Below are 12,715 nucleotides of genomic sequence, written 5' to 3'. Positions count from 1 at the left end.
TTCACAGCTGAGACTCAACGTTTGACCTGGTCGACCAGGGGCTCCACATAGGCCACCCCCATGTCCCACGGGAACTGGATCCAGCAGTCCTGCGCCACCTCGGTCAGGTACTGGTCGACCAGGGGGCGACCTTCCGGCTTGGCATAGACGGTGACGAAATGTGCCCTGGGCAGCATCTCGCGCACCTTCCGCGCCGTCTTGCCGGTATCGACCAGGTCGTCGACCAGCAGCCAGCCGTCGCCATCGTGGTCGACCCCCTTCATGACGTCCAGCCCGCCCTGGTCCATGTGGTCGTAGCTCTTGATGCACACGGTATCGATCAGGCGCACGTTGAGCTCCCGGGCGATCAGCGCCGCCGGGATCAGGCCGCCTCGGGTGATCGCCACGATGCCCTTGAAGTCGCGCTCGACGAGACGGTGGCAGAGTTCGCGCACGTCACGATGCAGCTGGTCCCAGGAGACGGTGAAGTGCTGGTGGTAGCGGGCGTTGCTCATGGTGATGTCACTCGTCCTCATTGAAGGAGCAGACCGCAAAGACGCCGAAACCGGCCTCGCGAATCCTGGCCGACCCGCCGATCTCCGGCAGGTCGATGATGGTAGCGGTCTCCACCACCTGCCCGCCCGAACGGGTGATGAGCTTGGCGGCGGCCAGCATGGTGCCACCGGTGGCGATCAGATCGTCCATGATCAGGATCCTGTCGCCCTGGCGGAACGCATCGGAGTGCAGCTCCACCTCGGCCTGGCCGTACTCCAGCGTATAGGTCTCGCTGATGGTACGAAACGGCAGCTTGCCCTTCTTGCGCACCGGCACGAAGCTGCACCCCAGCTCGTAGGCCACCGGCGCGCCGATGATGAAGCCGCGCGCGTCGATGGCCGCGATCGCATCGAGCTCCATGTCCTGATAGCGGTGCACGAAGCTGTCGATCAGCTTGCGAAAGGCCGAGCTGTTCTGCAGCAGCGGGGTGATATCGCGAAAGTTGACCCCCTGCTGCGGCCAGTCGGGGACGGTTCGGATCACGGACTTGATGTAGTCGCCGTAAATGCTCATCGCAGCTCTCGGTGAGGAATGTCAGTCTAGGAACAGGAACTTCAGCACGAACAGGATCGCCAGCACGACCACCGCCGGGTTGAGATCGCGGAAGCGACCGGAGAGGGTCTTGATAGCAGCGTAGCTGATGAAGCCCAACGCGATGCCCTCGGCGATGGAGAAGGTCAGCGGCATGGCCAGGGCGGCAATCAGCACGGGCGCGGCATCGGTCGGGTCGTCCCAGTTGGCGTGGGACAGGCTGCCGGCCATCAGCACCGCCACGTAGAGCAGTGCACCGGCGGTGGCATAGGCCGGGATCGAGCCCGCCAGCGGGGCGAAGAACAGGCTGACCAGGAACAGCAGGGCCACCACTACCGCGGTCAGTCCGGTGCGGCCGCCCGAGACGATACCCGCGGTGGACTCGATGTAGCTGGTCGTCGTCGAAGTCCCCAGCACCGCTCCCGCCATGGAGGCGCCGCTGTCGGCCATCATGGCGCGACCCAGGCGCGGCAGCTTGCCGTCCTTGTCGAGCAGCCCACCCTTGTGGGCCACCCCCACCAGCGTACCCGAGGTGTCGAACAGGTCGACGAACAGGAAAGCAAAGATGACGCTGAGCATGGCGACGTCGAGCGCGCCAGCCAGGTCCAACGCCATGAAGGTCGGGGCGATGGAAGGCGGCATCGACATCAGGCCGCCATACTCGTTGTGCCCCAGGATCATGGCCAGCACGGTCACGCCGAGGATGCCGATCATCACCGCCCCGGTGACGCGCAGGTAAGCCATGGCGGTAATGGCGAAGAAGCCCAGCAGCGCGTAGAGCGCGGCCGGCTCGGAGAGATCCCCCAGCGCCACGTAGGTGGCCGGGTTGGATACCACGATGCCGGCGTTCTTCAGCGCGATCATGGCCAGGAACAGGCCGATTCCGGCAGCAATCCCCAGTCGCAGCGAGAGCGGAATGGAGTTGATGATCCATTCTCGGATCTTGAAGATGCTGAGCAGGAAGAAGCACAGACCGGAGAAGAACACGGCCCCCAGCGCCGCCTCCCAGGTGTAGCCCATGCCGAGCACCACGCCGTAGGTGAAGAAGGCGTTGAGCCCCATGCCCGGCGCCTGGGCGATCGGGTAGTTGGCCCACAGGCCCATGATCAGACAGCCGACGGCCGCGGCCAGGCAGGTGGCGACGAACACGGCACCGTAGTCCATGCCCGCCTCGGAGAGAATGCTGGGGTTGACGAAGATGATGTAGGCCATGGTCAGGAAGGTGGTGATCCCGGCGATGACCTCGGTCTTCACGCTGGTGTTGTGTTCCGTCAGCTTGAAGCGGCTATCGAGCATGTTCTTCATTTTTGGCATTCCTGCGCACAAGGGCTGTATTCGGCCAGGGGGCGAGAAAAGCCGCACATGGTACCCAAAGGCCGCCGGCGTTGCGAGGCCACCCTGAATGCCATGCCGCGGCACGGTTCGCTCTGTATAAGCAAACTCTGCGCCATGCGCCAGCGCGGCTGCCAACGCAGACTTGACGAAACGGTCATTTGAACCTGTTCGTCAGACGCCACGCGAGGCGAGCACACGCTCTACCGTCTCGACGATGGCCTGGGTCTGGGGGTCGATCTCGATGTTGACCCGGTCCCCCGGCACGCGATCGACCAGAATGGTGCGCTCCAGCGTCTCGGGAATCAGATCGACGCAGAAGCGCGGCCCGTGGTCGGCCGCGGCGTGCCTCACCGCCCCAATGGTCAGGCTGATGCCATCGACCCCGATATAGCCCTTGTCGAACAGGAAGCGCCCCAGGGCGCGCGGCACCTCGAACCACAACCGGCGATTGTTGGGCGCCTGGTCCAGCTCCACCAGCTCGGCCATGGCCATGACGTGCCCGGACATGGCGTGTCCGCCGATCTCGTCACCGAAGCGCGCCGCACGCTCGATATTGACGCGATCCCCTTCGCGCAGCGCACCGAGGTTGGTCACCCGCAGCGTCTCGCGCATCAGGTCGAAGCTGACCCGCTCGCCCTCGATGGCGGTGACGGTCAGGCAGACGCCGTTGTGGGCCACCGAGGCCCCGAGCTCGAGCCCTTCGCGCAGAGATTCCGGCAGGCTCACCACATGGGTCCGGAATGCCTCCGCCTCGTGGATGGCGACGATCTCGGCCGTCCCCTGAACGATGCCTGTGAACATGACGCCTCCTGGGCAGTCCCGACAATGGTGAGAAAGGATTGGGCTCGCAGTGTAAGAATTCGCGACCGCAACGTCCATCGGCATGGACGTCAGGCACCGCACCGTCGACAGGACGATGTCATGCCGGAATCCAAGAAGGCGGAACATCTTACTGAAAACATGGCTTCAGGCTACAAACATACACCAACGCATTGACAGCATGCTTCTTTGGTCCTAGTATTCGCCATCACATTTCAGGCGCCGATTTGTACCCGGATTGCGGGCGCCCACGCCGCTGGGAAATGGAACGCTCCATCCCCAGCGACGTGAAGTGCAGCTAAAAGGGTGTGTCCAGCGTTGATGGCCACCCGTCAGGGTGGCCTTTTTTTCGTTCCGGCTCTCCCTCCTTGGTCGTCGCTGCGCCCGCCCCACCGGGACGGCCTCTCAGGAAGCCAGATGATCACGCTAAGCAACGTCTCCAAGACCTACCATCTCGCCGGCTCGAGAAGCCGGCTGCCGTTCGCCGCCCGTCGACGCGACACTCCGTCACGGACGATCGAGGCCCTCAGGAACGTCGACCTGCATGTTCCCCAGGGCAGCATCCACGGCGTCATCGGCCTGTCCGGCGCCGGCAAGTCGACCTTGATCCGCTGCGTCAACCTGCTCGAGCGCCCCACCGGCGGCAGCGTCGTCGTCGATGGCCAGGAGATGACCGATCTCTCCCCCGCCGAGCTCAACCAGGCGCGCCACCGCATCGGCATGATCTTCCAGCACTTCAACCTGCTGACCACGCGCAACGTATTCGACAACGTGGCGCTGCCGCTGGAACTGATGGGCATGAAGCGCGGCGCCATTCGCCAACGCGTGCTGCCGCTGCTCGAGCTGACCGGCCTTTCCGACAAGGCCCGCCAGTATCCGGCCCAGCTCTCCGGCGGGCAGAAGCAACGCGTGGCCATCGCCCGGGCGCTGGCCAGCGAGCCGCGAGTGCTGCTGTGCGACGAGGCGACTTCGGCGCTCGACCCCCAGACCACCGGCTCGATCCTCGCCCTGCTGCGCGAGATCAACCAGAAGCTCGGCCTGACCATCCTGCTGATCACCCATGAGATGGAGGTGGTCAAGTCGATCTGCCACCGGGTCAGCCTGATCTCTGACGGCGAGCTGGTCGAGGAAGCCGAGGTGGGCGATTTCTTCACCGCACCGCGCACCCGGCTCGGCCGCGAGTTCCTCAACGACTTCCTGCAGCTCGAGCCGCCCAAGGCGCTGGTCGAGCGGCTGGAGGAGGCCCCCGGCGAGCACACCCACCCGGTGGTCCGCCTGGCGTTCTCCGGCGATGCGGTCTCCACGCCGCTCATCTCGCGCCTGGCGCGGGAGTGCGGTGTGGACGTGAGCATCCTCCAGGCCAAAGTGGAGTCGATCCAGGAGCGCACCCTGGGCCTGATGATCGCCGAACTGCTGGGCTCGCCGGAGCAGACCCGCCGCGCCATCGACTACCTCGAAACCCATGATCTTCACGTGGAGGTGCTCGGCCATGTCCAGCGCGATGATTGACCTGATCCTGCAGGCGACCCTGGACACGCTCTACATGGTCGCCGTCTCGGGCGTGATCTCGGCCTTGCTCGGCGTACCGCTGGGCGTAATGCTCTACGTCACCCGCCCGCGCCAGATCCTCGCGCGCCCGGTGCTCAACCAGGCGCTGGGCATGGTGACCAACGTCGGCCGCTCGATCCCCTTCATCATCCTGATGGTGGCGATCATCCCTTTTACGCGCGTGATAGTCGGCACTTCCATCGGTACCAATGCCGCCATCGTGCCGCTGACCATCGCCGCCATTCCCTTCGTCGCCCGCCTGGTGGAGGGGGCGCTCAACGAGATTCCGCCGGGTCTTGTCGAGGCCGCCCAGTCGATGGGTGCCACACCGCGGCAGATCATCACCAAGGTACTGCTGCCCGAGGCCCGCGGCGGCATCGTCACCGGCCTCACCATCACCGTGGTCACCCTGGTGAGTTACTCGGCCATGGCCGGCGCCGTGGGCGGTGGCGGCCTGGGCGACCTCGGCATCCGCTACGGCTACAACCGCTTCAACCCCACCGTCATGCTGATCACCGTGGCCATCCTGGTGGTCATGGTGCAGGGCTTCCAGAGCCTGGGGGATTACCTGGTACGCAAGTCGGATCGCAAGTGACGCCACACCCAAGGAGAACGACCCAATGCAAGCAACCCTGACCCGCCTGCTCGGCGCCGCCACGCTGGTCGGCACTCTCGCCGCTACCAGCCTGCTCGCCGGCTGCGGCAACGACGACGCCGGCGAGACCCGCTCGATCAAGGTTGGCACCATGTCCGGCCCCGAGTCGGAAGTGATGGAGGTCGCGGTGCAGATCGCCAAGGAGCGCTACGATCTCGAGGTCGAGATCGTCGAGTTCACCGACTACGTCTCGCCCAATGCGGCGCTGGCCGACGGCAGCCTCGATGCCAATGCCTTCCAGCACGAGCCTTACCTGCAGAGCATGATCGACGACCGCGGCTATGAGCTGGCCGTGGCCGGGCACACTTTCGTCTACCCCATCGGTGCCTACTCCGAGAAACACGACAGCATCGACGAGCTGCCAGACGGTGCCATCATCGCCCTGCCCAATGACCCCACCAACGGCGGCCGCGCGATGATCCTGATGCACAATGCCGGCCTGATCGAACTCGACGATCCCGAGAACCTCGAGGCCACGCCGGTCGATGTGGTCGAGAACCCCCGCGACTTCCAGTTCCGCGAGATCGAGGCGGCCCAACTGCCGCGCGTACTGCAGGACGTCGACCTGGCCTTCATCAACAATACCTTCGCCCAGCCGGCCGGCCTGCACCTGGACGATGCCTTGATCAAGGAGGGTCCAGAATCGCCCTACGTCAACCTGATCGCGGTACGCGCCGGCGACGAGGAGCGTGAGGAGATCCAGCAACTGGTCTCGGCCTACCAGAGCGAGGAAGTCGTGGCCAAAGCTCAGGAGCTATTCGACGGCGGGGCAGTGCCCGGCTGGGAGTAAACCTAGCCGCGCCTTCCTGTTGACGGCAGCGGGCCGACGCCATGCGTCGGCCCGTTCGTTTGCCAGAGGCGGTCTCGAATCAGCCTATCTTGCGCTCGACCTTCTCGATCCGCCCCTCCAGGCTCTGATCCTTGTCGGTGGCCGTGGCGATGCGGATCGCACTGTCCACCCGCGGCGCGCCGCGCTCGTGCAGCACCTCATGGCAGCGCTGGACGACCCGCATCACGTCCTCCCACGAGCCCTCCAGGTTGGTACCATGGGCATGCAGGCGATACTTGAGCCCGGCCTCCTCGATCACCTCCTCGCAGGCGGCGACATGGGACGACAGCGAGGCCCCGGCCCCGATTGGGGTGACATTGACATCGGCAACCACACGCATACTCAATCCTCCTGATCGACCAACGGATATCCCTACCCGAAAGCTAGTGTCGCCCCGGCCATTGTTCAAACCCCGATAGAAGGAGGCCCCATGCCATCGGCCGCTCTCGATTACGCGCTGCTCGCGCGACAGCTCGACGCCCTGCTGGATGACGACGACTGGTTGGCCAATGCCGCCCAGACCTGCGCCTTCATCATGCAGCAGGTACCCGAGCTCAACTGGGCGGGATTCTACCTGCAGCGCCAGCCCGAGCGACTCTCCCTCGGCCCCTTCCAGGGCAAGCCCGCCTGCAACCCGATCCCGTTCGCCAAGGGCGTGTGTGGCGCGGCCGCCCGCAGCCGCCAGACGCAACGCATCGACGACGTTCACGCCATCGCCGACCATATCGCCTGCGACGCCGCGTCGAACTCGGAGCTGGTGATACCGCTCTTGCGCGAGGGCACGCTGTGGGGCGTGCTCGACCTGGACAGCCCTCGCCACGCCCGCTTCAGCGCCGAGGACCAGGCCGGCATCGAGCGGCTGGTCGCGGTGTTCATCGAGCGCACCCGGCTGCCGGACCTGCTCGCCGCACCGACGCCGCTCGGGTGAAAGCAGAAACGCCCCATGGCACAGGGCCATGGGGCGTTCCGAGAAACTGGTAGGACCAAGCGGATTTGAACCGCTGACCTCCACGATGTCAACGTGGCGCTCTAACCAACTGAGCTATGGTCCTGAAGGCGATGTGAAAGCTGGTAGGACCAGGCGGATTTGAACCGCCGACCTCCACGATGTCAACGTGGCGCTCTAACCAACTGAGCTATGGTCCTGCTTCCGGCTTTTTTGCGCCTGCCTCCACATCTTGCGAATGACAGGCCGCCTGTTACCGCCACATCTGCGCTGCGGCAACGGATGCATATCTTACCGATATCGCTGCCTTTTGCAAGCTTCAGGCGGTGCTTTTTACACGCTCCACCGCTTCGAGCCAGCCTCCGTAAAGCCGCTCACGCTCGGCTTCCGGCATGCTAGGCGTGAAGCTCCTCTCGCAGCGCCAGAGCTCGGCGATCTCCTCCAGGTCGCGGTACCAGCCGAAGCGCAGCCCAGCCATGTAGGCGGCCCCCAGCGCCGTCGTCTCGAGCACCGTGGGCCGGTCGACCTGCACCCCCAGCATGTCGGCCAGGAACTGCACCAGCCACGAGTTGGCCGCCATGCCGCCATCGACGCGCAGCGTGCCCGGGGACACCCCCATGTCGTCGCTCATGCAGGCCTGCAGGTCGCGGGTCTGGTAGCACACCGCCTGCAGTCCGGCAGCCACGATCTCGGCGATACCGGTGTCCCGGGTCAGGCCGAGAATCGCCCCTCTCGCCTTGGGATCCCAGTGCGGCGCCCCGAGGCCGGTGAAGGCAGGCACCAGGTAGACGCTATGACCGTCGCGAGTCTGTCGGGCCAAGGCCTCGGTCTCGGCCGCCTCCTTGAACAGCTTGAGTCCGTCGCGCAGCCACTGCACCGCCGCGCCGGCCACGAAGATGCTGCCCTCCATGGCATAGGTGGTCTTGCCACCCAGCCGATAGGCCACCGTGGTCAGCAGCCGATTGCGCGATGCCGCCGGCCTGTCGCCGGTGTTGAGCACCATGAAGCAACCGGTACCATAGGTACTCTTGCCCATGCCCGGTTCGAAACAGGCCTGCCCCACCAGCGCCGCCTGCTGGTCGCCGACTACCCCGCCGATCGGCAGTTCGGCCCCCAGCCACTCGGCTTGCGCGGTACCGAAGTCGTCGCTGCTGTCGCGCACCTCGGGTAACAGCCCCCGCGGGATGCCGAACAGCCCGAGCAGCTCGTCGTCCCACTGCTGGGTATGGATGTTGAACAGCATCGTGCGCGAAGCGTTGGTGGCGTCGGTGGCATGCACGCGGCCACCGGTCAGCTGCCACAGCAGGAAGCTGTCCACCGTGCCGAAGGCGAGTTCGCCGCGCTCGGCGCGCTCCCGGGCCCCCTCGACGTTGTCCAGCAGCCAGGCCAGCTTGGTCGCCGAGAAGTAGGGGTCGATCAGCAACCCGGTGCGCGACTGGACGAGCGCGCCATGGCCCTGGTCGCGCAGCTGCTGGCAGAAGTCGGCGGTACGCCGGTCCTGCCAGACGATGGCGTTGTAGAGCGGCCGCCCCGTCGCTCGGTCCCACAGCAGCGTGGTCTCGCGCTGGTTGGTCATGCCGATGCCGGCCAGCGCCTCGGGCGCAACGCCCGAGGCTTCCACCACCTCACGACATGTCGCCAGCACCGTGTCCCAGATGTCCTGGGGCGCGTGCTCGACCCAGCCGTCACGGGGGAAGTGCTGGGGAAACTCACGCTGTGCCACACGCACCACATGAGCGCCGCGGTCGAAGAGGATGGCGCGTGAGCTGGTGGTGCCCTGGTCGATGGCAAGAAGATAGTCGGCCATGTTAGGTCTCGTCATTGTATGTTCGTTTATGATCACCAAGAGTACTTGAGAATGTTCGCATTGCTTTACGACTTTCGTAGAATACGGCCGTAACCGCCTGCCGACGGCGCGCCGAATCGCTTACACTCGCGTGATCGAAAGGGAGCCGACATGAACCAGCAACAGCGCCAAGATGCCATCATTGACCTCGTGCGCCGTCAGGGCTATGCCAGCATCGAGCAGTTGACCGAACACTTCTCCGTCACCCCCCAGACCATTCGTCGCGACCTCAATGCGCTGGCGGAAGAGGGCATGATCCGCCGCGTGCATGGCGGGGCGGGGCTCGAGTCGAGCACCGTCAACACCGCCTACAGCACGCGCAAGAACCTCAATCTCGACGCCAAGCGACGCATCGCCGCCCTGGTGGCCAGGCACATACCCGATCACGCCTCGCTGTTCATCAACATCGGCACCAGCAACGAAGTGGTCGCAGAAGCCCTGCTCGACCACCAGGGTCTCGAGGTGATCACCAACAACCTCAACGTGGCGGCCATCCTCCAGCACAAGGAGGACTTCAACGTCATCATCGCCGGCGGCCAGGTTCGCTCGCGGGATGGCGGCATCATCGGCGAGGCGACAATCGACTTCATCAACCAGTTCAAGGTGGACTTCGGCATCATCGGCATCAGCGGCATCGACGAGGATGGTTCGCTGCTGGAATTCGACTACCAGGAAGCCCGCGTCGCCCAGGCCATCATTCTCAATTCCCGCCAAGTCTACCTGACCGCCGACCACTCCAAGTTCCATCGCAATCCCGTCGTCCGCCAGGGCAACATCGCTCAGCTGGATGCGCTCTTCACCGACCGCCAGCCGCCTGAGCGCATCGTGCATCTCATGCAGGTCAACGACGTCGCCCTGCACATCGCCTGACCCCGACTCGCCGGCCAGACGACATTGCCGACACCCTGGTGTCGGCAATGTCGTCTTCGAACCCTTGATGTTCGCTTTCGATTGCTCTATGTTCGTTTTCAAACATCAACGGTGGGATCGGCACCGCTTCCGCGGCCCCAAGTTCGGAGTCTCTTCTCCCATGGCACAGACGTCTCGCAAGCTACTCGACATGTTCATCATCGGCGGCGGCATCAACGGGGCCGGCATCGCCAACGACGCCGCCGGCCGCGGGCTGACGGTCGGCCTGTGCGAACAGGGCGACCTGGCCGGCGCCACGTCATCGGCGAGCAGTAAGCTGATCCATGGCGGCCTGCGCTATCTGGAACATCGCGAGTTCCGCCTCGTCGGTGAAGCCCTGCGCGAGCGGGAGGTCCTGCTGCGCAAGGCGCCACACATCATCTGGCCGCTGCGCTTCATCCTGCCCCACCGCTCCCACCTGCGCCCCGCCTGGATGATCCGCGCCGGGCTGTTCCTCTACGACCATCTGGGCAAGCGCAAGACGCTGCCCGGCTCGCGTGGCGTGCGCTTTACCGGCGATTCCCCGCTCAAGCCGGAGCTGATGCGCGGTTTCGAATATTCGGACTGTTGGGTCGACGACGCACGCCTCGTGGTGCTCAATGCGCTTCAGGCGCGTGAGGGCGGAGCGGAAATCCTGGTGCGCACGCGCTGCACCGGAGCGCAGGAAGAAAACGGGGCCTGGCGCATCGAACTGGAGGACGTGCGCAGCGGTGAGCGCTTCGAGCGCCACGCGCGAACCCTGGTCAACGCCGCGGGGCCCTGGGTCGAGAAAGTGGTGCGCGAACAGGCGGCGCGTCCTTCGCGCTACGCCATTCGCATGATTCAAGGCAGCCATATCGTCGTGCCGCGCCTCAACGCCGACGAGCGTGCCTACATCCTGCAGAACAGTGATCGCCGCATCGTCTTCGTGCTGCCCTACGAAGACGATTTCAGCCTGATCGGCACCACGGACCGCCACTATCGCGGCGACCCGAGGCAGGCCGCCATCAGCGAGGAGGAGACCGACTACCTGCTCGGCGTGGTCAACCAGCACTTCCGCCGCCAGCTCGACCGCCGCGACGTGATCACGAGCTTTTCGGGCGTACGTCCCCTGTGCGACGACGAATCGGCCGACCCTTCAGCCATGACCCGCGACTACACCTTGGCGCTGGACGATACCGGCGCCCCGCTGCTCTCGGTGTTTGGGGGCAAGATCACCACCTACCGCAAGCTGGCGGAGGCCGCCCTGAAGCAGCTCGCTCCCGCCCTGCCGGGCATGGGGCCGAGCTGGACCGCAACGGCTGCCTTGCCGGGAGGCGACATCGACGGCCAGGAGCCCTTCATGACCCGCCTGCTTCGCGAGTATCCCTGGCTCGGCGAGGCACGCGCCCGGCGCTTCGCGCGCAGCTACGGCAGCCTGTGCCTGCGCTTTCTCGAAGGCGCCGAGGGGCCCGATGACCTGGGAGAGGAGTTCGGCGGCGGCTTGACGGCCGCCGAAGCCGACTACCTCATCGAGCATGAGTGGGCGCTCGATGTCGAGGACATCCTGTGGCGGCGGACCAAGCTCGGCCTGCGCCTCACGCCGCGCCAGGTGGAGGCCCTCAAGCGGCATACCGAAAAGCACCGCCACGGGCTGGCCGCATGAGGCTCATATCGCTTAGGCTGAAGGTGAAGACGCTTCACCGTTCTTTCGCCGCCAGGCCAGGGGCCCATGACCTTCTCCTCCGTCGCGCTCGCCGCGGTGACGGCCATGCTGCTCGCCGCCACGCTCATCGCCAAGCTGCCGCTCCGCTGGTGGTGGATACGCGCCTGTGAATTCCCGCGGCTGCAGCTGGCGTGTGCCGCCCTGGTCACCGCCCTGCTCTCGCTTCCCCTCGATCCTCCCTGGCGGTGGGCGCTGCTCGCGTCGAACCTGCTCGTGGTGGTGCTCCAGGCCCGCTTCATCCTGCCCTGGACCCGCCTGTGGCCCGTCCAGGTTCAGGCGGCGGAACCCGGCCAACAGGAGCGCTGCCTCACACTGCTGATTGCCAACGTGCTGACGCCCAATCGCCAGGCCAGCCGACTCATCGAGATCATTCGGCAGCACGACCCAGATGTCGTGCTGACCCTCGAGTCGGACAGCTGGTGGCAGGAACGGCTCGATCAGGCACTCGAGGAGCACTGGCCAAACAGCGTCAAGATCCCCCTGGACAACCTCTACGGCATGCACCTCTACTCTCGGCTGCCACTGGGCAACACCCGCGTCGAATGGCTGATTCAGGACGATATCCCCTCGATCCATACCGAAGTGACGCTCACGAGCGGCGACAGGCTGACGCTACACGCCCTGCATCCGCGGCCGCCCGCCCCCAACGAGAGCGAGGAGACGCTCTGGCGCGATGCCGAGCTGCTCCTGGTCGGCAAGGAGATCCATCGCCACCCCACGCCCACCATCGTCGCCGGCGACCTCAACGACGTGGCCTGGTCGCGCACCACCCGCTTGTTCTGCCGCATCAGCGGCATGCTCGACCCGCGTCGGGGGCGTGGTAGGTACAGTACCTTCCACGCCCGCTACCCGCTGCTGCGCTGGCCCCTGGACCACATCTTTACCAGCGAGCACTTCACCTTGAAGAGGCTGGAGAGGCTGCCGGGCTTCGGCTCGGATCACTTCCCGATCCTGGCCACGCTCTGCTTTCGCCCGTCGCGCAGTGACGAACACGACACGCCCGAGGCCGACGGTGACGAGCGCGCCTGGGCGCGCCAGACCATCCGCGAGGCCCGCGCTCGCGACCAGCAGACGTGAGG

13 protein-coding genes and 2 tRNA genes are annotated in these 12,715 nt (G+C 65.5%); 7 read left to right on the top strand and 8 right to left on the bottom strand.

Features of this window, described 5'->3' with window-relative positions; translation table 11 throughout:
• Positions 1-14 precede the first annotated feature (14 nt).
• From gpt to HNO51_RS09455, 4 genes are all read right to left on the bottom strand, one after another.
• On the bottom strand, positions 15-494 hold the full coding sequence (gpt, locus tag HNO51_RS09470) for a xanthine phosphoribosyltransferase (protein WP_111412089.1): 480 nt from the start codon (positions 492-494) through the stop codon (positions 15-17).
• Between the two features lie 7 nt (positions 495-501).
• Positions 502-1,047, bottom strand: a complete 546-nt coding sequence (locus tag HNO51_RS09465; RefSeq protein WP_010628313.1) for an adenine phosphoribosyltransferase — start codon at positions 1,045-1,047, stop codon at positions 502-504.
• Between the two features lie 21 nt (positions 1,048-1,068).
• Complete coding sequence (locus HNO51_RS09460; RefSeq protein WP_197450992.1) at positions 1,069-2,361, bottom strand: NCS2 family permease; 1,293 nt, start codon at positions 2,359-2,361, stop codon at positions 1,069-1,071.
• 210 nt (positions 2,362-2,571) lie between these two features.
• Positions 2,572-3,201 carry a riboflavin synthase subunit alpha gene (locus HNO51_RS09455; RefSeq protein WP_197450745.1) on the bottom strand — a complete coding sequence of 210 codons (630 nt, stop codon included), beginning with the start codon at positions 3,199-3,201 and terminating at the stop codon, positions 2,572-2,574.
• 435 nt (positions 3,202-3,636) lie between these two features.
• Here HNO51_RS09455 and HNO51_RS09450 point away from each other — a divergent pair, with 435 nt between their 5' ends.
• Genes HNO51_RS09450 through HNO51_RS09440 form a run of 3 tightly spaced genes read left to right on the top strand, consistent with a single transcriptional unit; the run spans position 3,637 to position 6,212 of the window.
• On the top strand, positions 3,637-4,728 hold the full coding sequence (locus HNO51_RS09450) for a methionine ABC transporter ATP-binding protein (protein WP_209539058.1): 1,092 nt from the start codon (positions 3,637-3,639) through the stop codon (positions 4,726-4,728).
• Complete coding sequence (locus tag HNO51_RS09445) at positions 4,709-5,362, top strand: methionine ABC transporter permease (RefSeq protein WP_209539057.1); 654 nt, start codon at positions 4,709-4,711, stop codon at positions 5,360-5,362. The genes HNO51_RS09450 and HNO51_RS09445 overlap by 20 nt, the downstream gene beginning before the upstream one ends.
• Positions 5,363-5,387: 25 nt before the next feature.
• On the top strand, positions 5,388-6,212 hold the full coding sequence (locus HNO51_RS09440; protein WP_209539056.1) for a MetQ/NlpA family ABC transporter substrate-binding protein: 825 nt from the start codon (positions 5,388-5,390) through the stop codon (positions 6,210-6,212).
• 79 nt (positions 6,213-6,291) lie between these two features.
• Here the strand turns inward: HNO51_RS09440 and HNO51_RS09435 are convergent, their stop codons facing one another.
• On the bottom strand, positions 6,292-6,591 hold the full coding sequence (locus HNO51_RS09435; protein ID WP_197450741.1) for an MTH1187 family thiamine-binding protein: 300 nt from the start codon (positions 6,589-6,591) through the stop codon (positions 6,292-6,294).
• A 90-nt stretch (positions 6,592-6,681) separates the two neighbouring features.
• On the opposite strand from HNO51_RS09435, the gene HNO51_RS09430 reads away from it, so the two are divergent.
• Positions 6,682-7,179, top strand: a complete 498-nt coding sequence (locus HNO51_RS09430; RefSeq protein WP_209539055.1) for a GAF domain-containing protein — start codon at positions 6,682-6,684, stop codon at positions 7,177-7,179.
• 47 nt (positions 7,180-7,226) lie between these two features.
• Here HNO51_RS09430 and HNO51_RS09425 read toward each other — a convergent pair.
• The 3 genes from HNO51_RS09425 to glpK all read right to left on the bottom strand — a co-directional run bounded on the left by HNO51_RS09425 (position 7,227) and on the right by glpK (position 9,004).
• A tRNA-Val gene (locus tag HNO51_RS09425) sits at positions 7,227-7,303 on the bottom strand.
• A 17-nt stretch (positions 7,304-7,320) separates the two neighbouring features.
• Positions 7,321-7,397: transfer RNA gene (locus tag HNO51_RS09420), tRNA-Val, on the bottom strand.
• A 119-nt stretch (positions 7,398-7,516) separates the two neighbouring features.
• Positions 7,517-9,004: a glycerol kinase GlpK gene (glpK, locus tag HNO51_RS09415; protein WP_209539054.1), complete on the bottom strand. Its 1,488-nt coding sequence runs from the start codon at positions 9,002-9,004 to the stop codon at positions 7,517-7,519.
• A gap of 150 nt (positions 9,005-9,154) precedes the next feature.
• Between glpK and HNO51_RS09410 the strand changes: the two genes are divergently transcribed.
• From HNO51_RS09410 to HNO51_RS09400, 3 genes are all read left to right on the top strand, one after another.
• Complete coding sequence (locus tag HNO51_RS09410; RefSeq protein ID WP_197450738.1) at positions 9,155-9,913, top strand: DeoR/GlpR family transcriptional regulator; 759 nt, start codon at positions 9,155-9,157, stop codon at positions 9,911-9,913.
• Positions 9,914-10,073: 160 nt separating this feature from the next.
• Positions 10,074-11,576, top strand: a complete 1,503-nt coding sequence (gene glpD, locus HNO51_RS09405; RefSeq protein WP_242597239.1) for a glycerol-3-phosphate dehydrogenase — start codon at positions 10,074-10,076, stop codon at positions 11,574-11,576.
• Positions 11,577-11,642: 66 nt separating this feature from the next.
• Positions 11,643-12,713 carry an endonuclease/exonuclease/phosphatase family protein gene (locus HNO51_RS09400; protein WP_209539052.1) on the top strand — a complete coding sequence of 357 codons (1,071 nt, stop codon included), beginning with the start codon at positions 11,643-11,645 and terminating at the stop codon, positions 12,711-12,713.
• Positions 12,714-12,715 lie beyond the last annotated feature (2 nt).

Source organism: Billgrantia sulfidoxydans (assembly GCF_017868775.1).
Lineage (GTDB): Bacteria > Pseudomonadota > Gammaproteobacteria > Pseudomonadales > Halomonadaceae > Halomonas > Halomonas sulfidoxydans.
Note: the sequence above shows the minus strand (reverse complement) of the source record. Positions and strands in the feature narration are given on the sequence as shown.

Coding starts and splice junctions, on each gene's coding strand:
- gpt (WP_111412089.1), bottom strand. CDS start 494: ATGAGCAACGCCCGCTACCACCAGCACTTCACCGTCTCCTGGGACCAG.
- HNO51_RS09465 (WP_010628313.1), bottom strand. CDS start 1,047: ATGAGCATTTACGGCGACTACATCAAGTCCGTGATCCGAACCGTCCCC.
- HNO51_RS09460 (WP_197450992.1), bottom strand. CDS start 2,361: ATGCTCGATAGCCGCTTCAAGCTGACGGAACACAACACCAGCGTGAAG.
- HNO51_RS09455 (WP_197450745.1), bottom strand. CDS start 3,201: ATGTTCACAGGCATCGTTCAGGGGACGGCCGAGATCGTCGCCATCCAC.
- HNO51_RS09450 (WP_209539058.1), top strand. CDS start 3,637: ATGATCACGCTAAGCAACGTCTCCAAGACCTACCATCTCGCCGGCTCG.
- HNO51_RS09445 (WP_209539057.1), top strand. CDS start 4,709: ATGTCCAGCGCGATGATTGACCTGATCCTGCAGGCGACCCTGGACACG.
- HNO51_RS09440 (WP_209539056.1), top strand. CDS start 5,388: ATGCAAGCAACCCTGACCCGCCTGCTCGGCGCCGCCACGCTGGTCGGC.
- HNO51_RS09435 (WP_197450741.1), bottom strand. CDS start 6,591: ATGCGTGTGGTTGCCGATGTCAATGTCACCCCAATCGGGGCCGGGGCC.
- HNO51_RS09430 (WP_209539055.1), top strand. CDS start 6,682: ATGCCATCGGCCGCTCTCGATTACGCGCTGCTCGCGCGACAGCTCGAC.
- glpK (WP_209539054.1), bottom strand. CDS start 9,004: ATGGCCGACTATCTTCTTGCCATCGACCAGGGCACCACCAGCTCACGC.
- HNO51_RS09410 (WP_197450738.1), top strand. CDS start 9,155: ATGAACCAGCAACAGCGCCAAGATGCCATCATTGACCTCGTGCGCCGT.
- glpD (WP_242597239.1), top strand. CDS start 10,074: ATGGCACAGACGTCTCGCAAGCTACTCGACATGTTCATCATCGGCGGC.
- HNO51_RS09400 (WP_209539052.1), top strand. CDS start 11,643: ATGACCTTCTCCTCCGTCGCGCTCGCCGCGGTGACGGCCATGCTGCTC.